General features: G+C 35.8%; 9 protein-coding genes. 3 read left to right on the forward strand and 6 right to left on the reverse strand.

Going from position 1 to position 9,792, the window contains the following annotated elements:
• Positions 1-1,087: MobA/MobL family protein (locus tag FTV27_RS16525; RefSeq protein WP_180079309.1), on the forward strand; the 1,087-nt coding region annotated here is incomplete at its 5' end.
• Here FTV27_RS16525 and FTV27_RS16530 read toward each other — a convergent pair.
• A complete protein-coding gene (locus FTV27_RS16530; protein ID WP_005175447.1) occupies positions 1,071-1,304 on the reverse strand; it encodes a hypothetical protein in 234 nt (77 codons plus the stop codon). The two genes, FTV27_RS16525 and FTV27_RS16530, sit on opposite strands and share 17 nt — an antisense overlap.
• Positions 1,305-1,992: 688 nt before the next feature.
• On the opposite strand from FTV27_RS16530, the gene FTV27_RS16535 reads away from it, so the two are divergent.
• Positions 1,993-2,886 (forward strand): HaeIII family restriction endonuclease, encoded by an 894-nt coding sequence (locus FTV27_RS16535; protein ID WP_032032326.1) that lies wholly within the window; start codon positions 1,993-1,995, stop codon positions 2,884-2,886.
• Between the two features lie 37 nt (positions 2,887-2,923).
• On the opposite strand, the gene FTV27_RS16540 is transcribed toward FTV27_RS16535, so the two are convergent.
• The 5 genes from FTV27_RS16540 to FTV27_RS16560 form a co-directional block, all read right to left on the reverse strand.
• Entirely contained in the window at positions 2,924-3,928 is a 1,005-nt protein-coding gene (locus FTV27_RS16540; protein WP_180079310.1) for a DNA cytosine methyltransferase, read from the reverse strand.
• Positions 3,929-4,124: 196 nt separating this feature from the next.
• Positions 4,125-5,975: an AIPR family protein gene (locus FTV27_RS16545; RefSeq protein WP_180079311.1), complete on the reverse strand. Its 1,851-nt coding sequence runs from the start codon at positions 5,973-5,975 to the stop codon at positions 4,125-4,127.
• Positions 5,976-6,246: 271 nt separating this feature from the next.
• Complete coding sequence (locus FTV27_RS16550; protein ID WP_026040226.1) at positions 6,247-6,864, reverse strand: plasmid replication DNA-binding protein; 618 nt, start codon at positions 6,862-6,864, stop codon at positions 6,247-6,249.
• Between the two features lie 76 nt (positions 6,865-6,940).
• Positions 6,941-7,840, reverse strand: coding sequence for a replication initiation protein RepM (gene repM / locus FTV27_RS16555; RefSeq protein ID WP_004763517.1), 900 nt, complete (start codon positions 7,838-7,840; stop codon positions 6,941-6,943).
• A 651-nt stretch (positions 7,841-8,491) separates the two neighbouring features.
• The gene (locus FTV27_RS16560; protein ID WP_180079312.1) at positions 8,492-9,247 is read right to left on the reverse strand and encodes a hypothetical protein; all 756 of its coding nucleotides are present in this window, start codon (positions 9,245-9,247) and stop codon (positions 8,492-8,494) included.
• 221 nt (positions 9,248-9,468) lie between these two features.
• On the opposite strand from FTV27_RS16560, the gene FTV27_RS16565 reads away from it, so the two are divergent.
• On the forward strand, positions 9,469-9,792 hold a 324-nt coding region (locus FTV27_RS16565), incomplete at its 3' end, for a MobA/MobL family protein (RefSeq protein ID WP_180079313.1).

The following is a 9,792-nucleotide window of genomic DNA, read 5'->3' on the forward strand; positions in this document are numbered from 1 at the left end:
GCCGGCTGAGTTTTGGGAAGCTGCTGATATTTATGAACGAAGTAATGGCCGCACCTGTTCCAGTATGGTGGTGGCCTTGCCCAAAGAGCTGAGTCAGGCACAGCGGATTGAACTGGCCGAGCAATTCATTAGTGAGTTTGCAGACAGTTACCGCTATCCATTCACCTGTGCCATTCATAATCATGCTGGGTCCTTGGGAGGGAAAGAGCAACCGCATTTGCATTTCATGTACAGTGAGCGGCATGTGGATGGCATCGAGCGGACAGCAGAGCAGTTTTTTAAGCGTTATAATCCGAAGGATCCGCATAAAGGCGGGGCACAGAAGTTAACAGCTGATGTGTTAGGCATGGGAAAGGCGCAGCTGCAGCTGTATCGGCAGAAGACTGAAGAGCTTATTAATGAAAGTCTAAGGTATTATGCTCCCACCAAGATGGTGGAAATCCGGGGCATTCAGGTCGAGGTCCCTAGCCTGGTCAGCTGTTTATCCAATCAGGAATACAATAAGAAACATGGCACACAGCTGAAGGATGTGCCTGTGATGAATAAGGCCGTCCGTTTTGCGCGTGAGAAAGAGCCAGCGTTAGTGGCCGAACGGGAAAGAATGACTGCTGAAATTAACCGGTTACGTGCTGAAAATAATTATGAGTTGTATCGTCCATTTTATGAGGCTGAATTAGAGAATCGAAAAACCATTGAAGAACAGCAAAAGCAAGTCGAGACTCCACGGACACGGCAGCGATGGTATGCCCAAGAAAAGTTATTGTTTTTACAACAGAAGATGCTGCAAACCTTATTGCAAGATCGTCAAACGACCCAACCGCTTAGGTTGATTCAGCATGATTTACAGACCTATATAGACCTTTTGAATACCGAGTCCTTCGATCGAGTCGAGAGGTTCGAATACTTAAGGGATCTTGGCCAACAATTAGAGGGTTCAGTTATTCAGATCGCCTCTATTGATGAAGAATTGGCATTTATTCAGCGGCAAGTCATCGAACGTGTGCCTTTGCAAATGAGGGAAAAGGCTATCGCTCCTGAAAAGACAAGGAATCAAGATAAGGATAATGGTTTTAGTCCTCGCTTTTAAGCCGATTATTTAAGGCACGCCACTGCATAAGCAGTACTGCTTCTTCATCTTTAATTGTGGTTTCTCCAGACTGGATCCGCTCAAAGCGTTCCCAGGATCTTTTTTCATGGGCTTTTTTTTCTTTGGGGTTCATGCCAAAGGTGGTGATAGATTGGGCTGTTGCCCAATCCTTACGATCCATTTCTTTGAGATGCTCACTTGTACTGAATTTTTTCATGGAAAATACTTCCTATAAGGGGTTAACCGAATTATTTGATATCTAATTCCCTAATGTGACAGAACCTAGAATTCCAACTATTAAGCCAAATGCAGAATCTTCTACTTGTATTTTAATAGATCATTCTACTTTTAGATTCTTTTATTTCTAGGGAGGTTACTATAGTAAGGCTATGATTAATATAGTTTTATTGGGCTTACTGGCGAATTTTAGTTTCTTGAAGAAAAAGTAATATATTATTTATAAATCAATAGTTTATAAGATTAGTGGCGAACTTTAGATGACAATCATCTAAAATTGTCATCTAAAATTCGCTCATAACTCATATTTTTTATTTATATCAATATCTTATTTTTTAAGCCTGATTAAATAAGCCTCACAATAGCAATAAATAAGTATAAAGAAACAAGTGCAGCGGAAATTTTAACCCTCTAATTCTTTGTTATTAAAAGCATGCTCAAAGAAGCAAATAAACAATTAGAGGGTTATGCTTTTCTTATCCAATTCACTACACTTTCCATTGTATAAATCATATGAAGCGTGGACACTAGATCCGCGCTTTTTTGAATTTCGCATAAGAGATTTTATGTTAAATAGTCTATAAAAAATTATATGCAGATTAAGTTATGTTTACAGTTATTTGCATGAAGTGGTAAAAGCTATTCCTTTTATATGTGAGGGGAATAGCGTGACAAGATCAAATAACAATGGAAGAGCTTTAGAGGCAAGATTAGTAGATATTATTTGCCAACAGAATTCTCAGATTGTTTTACTTGGTACCACTCAACAGGATCAAGTAAGAGATTTAGCTTATTTTGGTGCCTTACCAGTCTATCAGCAACAGCTATTTTCAGAATTCTCAGAAAAATATTCAGATGAACTCTGTGTACAAAATATTGCAACAATTGAAAGGTTAAAAGATAGTGCTGCTGTAGCGGGTGATGTAACGGATATTAGAATTATTTATACTGATGGAACTATTAGAAATATTTCACTAAAACATAATCATGATGCTTGTAAACATCAAAGACCTGGAGCACTTATTAGTAATCAATTAGGTATCAATAATCCTGTGTTGGACACTCAATATAGAAATGAATTAACCGCTATAGAACGTAATTTCAAGTCTTTTGTATTGCCTACTGATCGAAATGAAAATGGGGATTATTTATTTAACCTTGTGAAAGCAAGAGCACCTTATCTAATCACGAACTTATATGAAGATGTTTGTAACTTGGTTCTAAAATATCTTACTAATTATGCTGATGCGCATGCTATTCAAAGATATTTTAGATTCTTAGTGGGTAATACTAACTTTGAAAAAGTTATGCTAGACCCATCATCTAGAACCATTTGGATAAAAGATTTTTCTAATATCCAAGATGCTCATAGGATAGATGAAGCTTATATTGATCCAGAAAGTGGTTATTTGATCGTAAAGTTTGATAATAATTTTATTTTGAACATGCGCTTACATACAGCCAGTTCTAGATTTAACTTAAATTCATCTCTAAGTTTAAAATTTGACTCATCTGTAGATATGAATAATGCTCCAGTGCCTGTAAAAATTATTCAATTTTAAAATAAAAAACGTGAAGCAACTTGCTTCACGTTTTTCTTTAACTTGCTTTGGATAGCGAAGTAGCTTGGTTCAATGCTTCCATGATACTTTTTGCTAAAATTCTTGCAAAATCAACATTTACAGCATTACCAATCATTTTATATCCATGATTCACATCTGAATATTTAAAAATGAAATCATCTGGGAAGCTTTGAATTCTGGCACACTCTCTCACACTCAAACGTCTATATTCGCCATTTGGTGAAAACATAAACTTATCTTGCTCCAGCTTTATCATTTTAGGAGCGCTAGGATGAATTGGAGCATGACGCCCACCAGCTTGAATTGTGAAAGATGGCTCATCCCATGATCTAACACGATTACGTGACATATACATTGATGAGAAGCCACCAGTCATGTATTCATGATTTGGCACAATTACAGCGGGATTAGGCTTTGATTTATTTAATGCAGGAACAGCATTATGCTCAAGATCCTTGATAATGTCTCTTAAACAACGAGTCTCATTTGTTTCTTCTGGAAAGGAATATTTAATATTTAAGTCAGTCCTAAAACCAATAAAAATGACACGTTTTCGATCTTGAGCAATACCGAAATCAGCAGAATTTAGAAGTTTAAAGTGAAGATCATAGCCAGCTTCTAAAAAAGTATTCTTAATATTTTCTAGCGCATCGTTATGTCTAGCTGCAAGCATGCCACTAACATTTTCAGCTAAGAAAAAAGACGGTTTTTTAGCCTCAAGAATACGGATAAAATCAAAGAAAAGTTGTCCTCTTTTATCTTCAATACCTCTTCTAGCACCACCCTCACTCCAGCTTTGGCAAGGTGGTCCACCGATAATACCCTGACATGTTGGAACTTCTGATGGATCAATTAAGGTAAGACTACGCTTATCTAATTCAGTTTCGGGGTGATTATGTTCATATGTAGCCCAAATATCTTTATCAAATTCATTGGCAAAAATAATATCGAATCCTGCTTGTTTAAAGCCTAGGTCTAAACCACCAGCGCCAGAAAAGAAGGATGCTATTTTGAGAGACATGTCGAAAAAAACGCTATTAACTATTTAGATGTGATTTTTGCACCTTTAAGCTAAAAAGGCCAGTCTTTTTTTTAATAAAGCGTCTTTTTTTGTCGTTCATTTAATTCAAACAGCAAAATATTAGGTCAATGTAATATGTAGAATTAAAGCATGTAGAAGATCTCGCTCAGGAGTCTTCTACATACGGGCTTAAATTTTACTCATTTGCTCTCAGTTTTTTTACAGCATCAATTAAGATGTTTGTAGTCTCCTTACGTTCAAAGATTTTCCTATCATCAAGCAATGAGTCGATGTCCTTATGGTAATGAGCTGAAAGTGAATCTTTAATGAAATCTAAAATATTTAAAAGTTTTGGGTGAAGCTCATCATCGCCTTGTAATAAAATTTTTTCTAGGATTTCACTAGAGGACTTCGTTTTTTTATCTATTTCAGTTCGACTAGAGCACAATGAATCCAAATCATTTTTATTACAGTACATTAGTTTTAAAAGCATCATAATATGCCATCTAGCTCGTCGTACTTTTTTACCTTCTTCGTTATTCTGAACGAATCTTTCAACTTTGTACCAACAGAGACCACTTACATAGTAAATATTTAAGAATGAAAGGTCCGTGTCTGTGCGGAATAAGATTCCTCTAGTTGAACGCTCTACTTTCCCATATTGTCCTGATACTTCATGAGGTAAGTTGCAGAAAAGTGCCGAGGTACATTTAATTTGTGTAGGGATATTAATAATTTTAGTTTTAGCTATACCTTCATCTCTATATTGTTCCGTACGACGTTCATAATATAAAGGGAAGTTATTATTTCGCATCTTGGTTACATAGTATTCTTCTATGGCTTTTTGAATCGTAGATAAGGCCATTAGCTGTGCAGGAGTTAGCGAAGTTTGGCTATTCGTTCCCTTGATGATAGCATTTTTGGTATCTTCATCTTCGGTAGCAATAAAACGAGCAGGTACGAAAATATCTTCTTTGTCATCTAAAGAATCAAAAAACTCAAGAATGACATTACTAGTTTGGCAGCCATTCACTATTTGGTAATTAACTAAAGTTAATTCTTCAGAATTAAGTCTAGTTTCATCACAAATTATTGTAATTCCATTGTTTAATAAACCAAATAAATGGTAATTCTCACCTAATAATTGATCTCTAATACCTTGATTTACTTCTATTTTCTCACCAGATCCCAAGTAGAATCTGATATTGTCATCAAAGACTCCTTTTTTGAGTACTCGTTTAGTACCTACTTGATCTGAAATCATTCGAATTAATTGATCAATTTTCAATAACCCAAAATAGGCATTTTCAATTTTATTATCAGGGTGTTTGGGATAAGAAATAGGTGTTTTTGACATATTAATGACAATTTCTCGTTGAGAAGTTGTTTTCTTTTGAAGAGCCATTATTTGTTTGATGCCTAAAAACTCTATACGTAATTCTTCCTCATCAAAAATATTTAATCCAATAATATTAGACTTTGCTAGGTCGATATCTGCCTTTAAATGTATATCTTTTTTTAGATCTGGTTCTGTAGAAGCTAGGGAAGCATAAACTAAGTGAAGTTTCGGTAATTTTTTAAATTTTGGAGTCTTGGTATAGATGTATTTTACAATTTCCCACAAGTTGGCGAGCTCTGGAATTAAGCATTTATCTCTGCCAATATCAAAAAATTTAATGACTGCATTTAAAAAATCATTCACGTCTTGGCGATCAAAATGTTCTGAAGTTTTTGCTTGCGTAAAATAGAAATCTACATCAAATTTTTTTAGATCAGTTGTAACTAGCTCGAAGTCATCAATACTAGTTATATGCTTATCTGCTACAAAAATAGCAACACCATCAATGCCTATGGCACGACCTGTTTCCATTTCTTCATATGAGGCATTAATATCATTTGTATAAGTCTCAAGCACTAAATCATTTAAGAACATTTCGAAAACTAGATGTTCATCTATTGCAATGTTAGCCGGTATTTCATTTAAATTAATGAAATTTTGAACATATGAACTAATGATTGGATGATTAATTTTTGTTGGATTAGGCATTCTGAATAAACTTATTGATTATCAAGTGATAACAATATGATATAGCAAGAATGGAAAGATATTTAGAATTCTTTTAATTGTAGAATTTCTACAATTAACATAATACACCTTATACGAAACGTGTTATAATTAACCTTTAAATTCATACACTTATTTTAAAGTTTATAGCCCAATCGAGCCCGTTTGGGCTTTTTTTATGATTTTTCACGTTCCACGCCTATTTTTTGACCAGTGTTTCACGACTTTGTTCATATTAGTTAAACAATCGTGGTTAATCATAGGGTCTAAAAAAACGGCTCCAAAAGCCCCTTTTCTCCGGTTCCTGGTCAATGTGCTCCGGTACTGGAATCCGCTTATTTTCCACCTGCTCCGGAGTAGTCAATCCGTCATCTTTCGGCTGAGTTTGGATCTCTACTTCTACAGGAGTTTCTCTTGGTTGAGTAGTCAATACATCATAGTTCGACTCACTTTTTGACCTAGTATCTGTTGCTATATCTAATTTTGGGTCGATAGAACTAGTTGTATAAGCTTTTGGAGCTTCTAGTAGGCGTTGTATTGCTTCAATTTGCTCATCTTTAACGTGTAACTGATCATTCTTAGCTTTTAGTTCCTCACGTTGGAACTGCTCACGCTCATGAGCCTGTTCAAGCTGTTTTTGAAGCATGTAAACCTGCTGTTCTAATAGGTGAACTTCTGACAACTTTCGTGTTTCGGTTGTCTGTGAACTGTTTACATTTCTAGAAGGTTCACCAAAGACTCGAATAGCTTCGGAAAGATCAATTTTACCGTCACTATTTTTACTTAAATTACCTTTATTAACTTGCTTATAAATGGCTTGACGAGTTATTCCATAGAGATTTGAAAGCTCAATAACAGATAGTGATTTCATCTTGTAATTTTGGTTGTCCATTATGTGAACTAAAATACATTAACAAACAGTCAACTGCTACATACACAATCGACCTTTATGCCTTAAAGCCTAAATTTTTAAGATGAGGAATAAGTTGTTTTTGTTTTATTGGATCTCGCAGCATATCTTTAATTTTAATAGCTAAGTCGTCATAACTTTCACCTTGTTGTGCTAGGTGAGATACTTCATGTAAGCGTGAAAGCTGATTACCGAACATATTAATTTGTGAATCTGTCAATTTATAAAAATTATTCTGTTCGGATTTATGCTCAATACTTTTTGATTTTTCTTTAAACGTGAAGTGAATGTGTGTGACTTTTCGACCTGTCTTTATTTGCTCGTAAGATACATTTAAAGGGCTATGTTCATTGATTTGAACTACAGCAGTATCAATAACCCATCTCTTTAAATCAGCAGACAATGGATATCTTTTCCCTAACTCCAACATACTTCTTAGAGATTCGATGGAAATCTCTCGTTTTCCTATGGAACGATATTGGCTTAGTAGCTCATAAATACGAATAGCATATGCGCTACTCATACCAGCAATATCAGATAGCGAATACTTAGTGAATTCACGGCTTAGATTAGAAATGAACGGCAAAATTTCTTTAGAAAACCGAATTCCTACAACGCTTTTACTTTCTAAAAAGCGTATGGATTGAATCCATCTCATTTTGATTGACTCATCATCAATAGCTAAATTAATTGATCTGTCATATAAGCGGTTTACACCATCTTTTAGATCTCTATAAGCTGTTTTTTCATGAACCCCAAGTTTTTTTAAATCATCAATAGTTACGCGATAAATTTCATCATCTGTAATATCTTCAGCCCGACTAATCTTACTAATAGCTGCTAAGACAATCCGTTGTTCTGTTGAGCTGAGTTGATATGAAGCCTCAATTACTTGATTTGATTTAACTACTAATTCTTTTTTAGATGTACTCATCATTTTTAATTCGATAAACTAACTATGAGTAATATAATTCTCTCATATTTGGTAGTCAATCCCTCATAGTTAAGTAGTCAATCCCTCATAGTTAGTAGTCAATCCCTCATAGTTAGTAGTCAATCCCTCATAGTTAGGAGCTGAAAGCCTTTCTGTTAAAGCCTTTCAGATAGCCTAAAAGATTTAAAAGATTTAAAATATATTAAAAAGGAAAGAATGAAAAATTGCCCTATGTTTTCGCTACGCTCAAACTCTATTGAATCTCGCTATCGCTCGATTCTTGGGGCAATTTTTAGTAAATCTCGTTATGACTTTAAAAAAAGCACAAACAATTCGGAATTCGCTTCGCTTATAGTGCTTTTTTTACTCGCTTTCGCTCGTTCTAGAATCAAATTTTGGCATTTGATTTACGCTCTTTTAGATTTCACATACTAAAAAACAGTTTTTCAAAGAGTCGAAGCGCGAATTTTAGTTATGCCGCTCGTAGACACTCGCTCGGTATATACCTTCTAGGTATATTGTGAGTTTTGAAATGGATCTTGATTTGTATTTTTGCAAAATAAGCTAAATGCTCTTGTTTTGCGATTACAGCCACTTTATTGATTTAGACGTAGCTAACTCAAAAATTGGTTTAAAAGTGGCTGTAATCGCATTTTATTGCGGTTTTAAGTGACTATCTGCTTCAAAGATATAAAGTTCTGTACCGTGGTCATCATATTCACATAATCCTTCAATAACTTTGATAAACAATTCTCTGCTTCGAAAGTAGTTTTCAGTTCTTGGATGAATATATTGATAAAGCGTGGTGTTACTGACCATTCTGAAAAAATTTTGGTTATTGACGATGGTATTTTTAACTTTTTCTGGATCTATATTTTCGGTTGATAAATTAAGTTTGTTCCAGGCGGCTAGTACTGCTCCACCTAAAGCATATTTGAGCTGATTTTCTGCATTACGTTTCTTTTGGGCGTCTGTCAGTTCTTTATGACTTTTTTGCAAAATTTCGCGCTTGTGTTCATTCTCCAGCCGGATCCGGTTTTCCAAGGCTGCTTTTTCAATTTTCTGGTAAGACTCCAGGGCACGATCCAGGCGGAAGAAATTATCCTGATCCATTTCCTGTGTCAGTAATGCCAGAATTTCTGTTTCGTTGACCAGAAGGGGCTGCTGGTTTTTATCCTTTAGCTTGATCTGTTCAATGAGGGCCTGTCTTTTTAAAAACTGGTTTTTATCACGGTCTGCAGCTTTCAGTAGATTGAGCTGTTTGTCATTGAATATGCCATTTGCTTGTTGAAGCAAGGTCAAAGCCTGCTGCTGGTTTTTCTTGAGGAAAGGGAGATTTTTAAGGAACTGCTGTAATGTCATGAGGTCATTTGAAGTGAGTATTTTCGCAGGTCTTCCACGGGCCGCCATCGCATTCTCCAGCATAAAATGGGTGAGGTTTTTGTGTTTTCAGTTTAGCATAGGCCGGCACGGGAAGAATTAAAAAAAATGTGGGAACATTTTTTTTAATTCTTAAGCTCGTTTCCGTGTTTTTAATTCGATATAATTACTACGCAATTATATCGAATTAAAAACACTTCTCCTCGTGCTCCGCAGGCTCTGCGAGGCTCCGTGAATTTGAAGGTGGGAATATGTTCTACTGCAATCTGGAACACACAACAAAAAAGGCCGTGAAGACCCGATCCGGAAAAGTGAAAAATGGTGCCACGGCCAAGAACCGGTTTCATTACATTAGCCGGACTTCGCATTTCAGAAACTACAAAGAAAGTGCTTCAGAACAGATTGAGTTTGTCAGATCGGGGAATATGCCGAATTTTGCTGAAGGGAAGCCGGCTGAGTTTTGGGAAGCTGCTGATATTTATGAACGAAGTAATGGCCGCACCTGTTCCAGTATGGTGGTGGCCTTGCCCAAAGAGCTGAGTCAGGCACAGCGGATTGAACTGGCCGAGCAATTC

The organism is Acinetobacter sp. YH12251 (assembly GCF_013417465.1).
Taxonomy (GTDB): Bacteria; Pseudomonadota; Gammaproteobacteria; order Pseudomonadales; family Moraxellaceae; genus Acinetobacter; species Acinetobacter amyesii.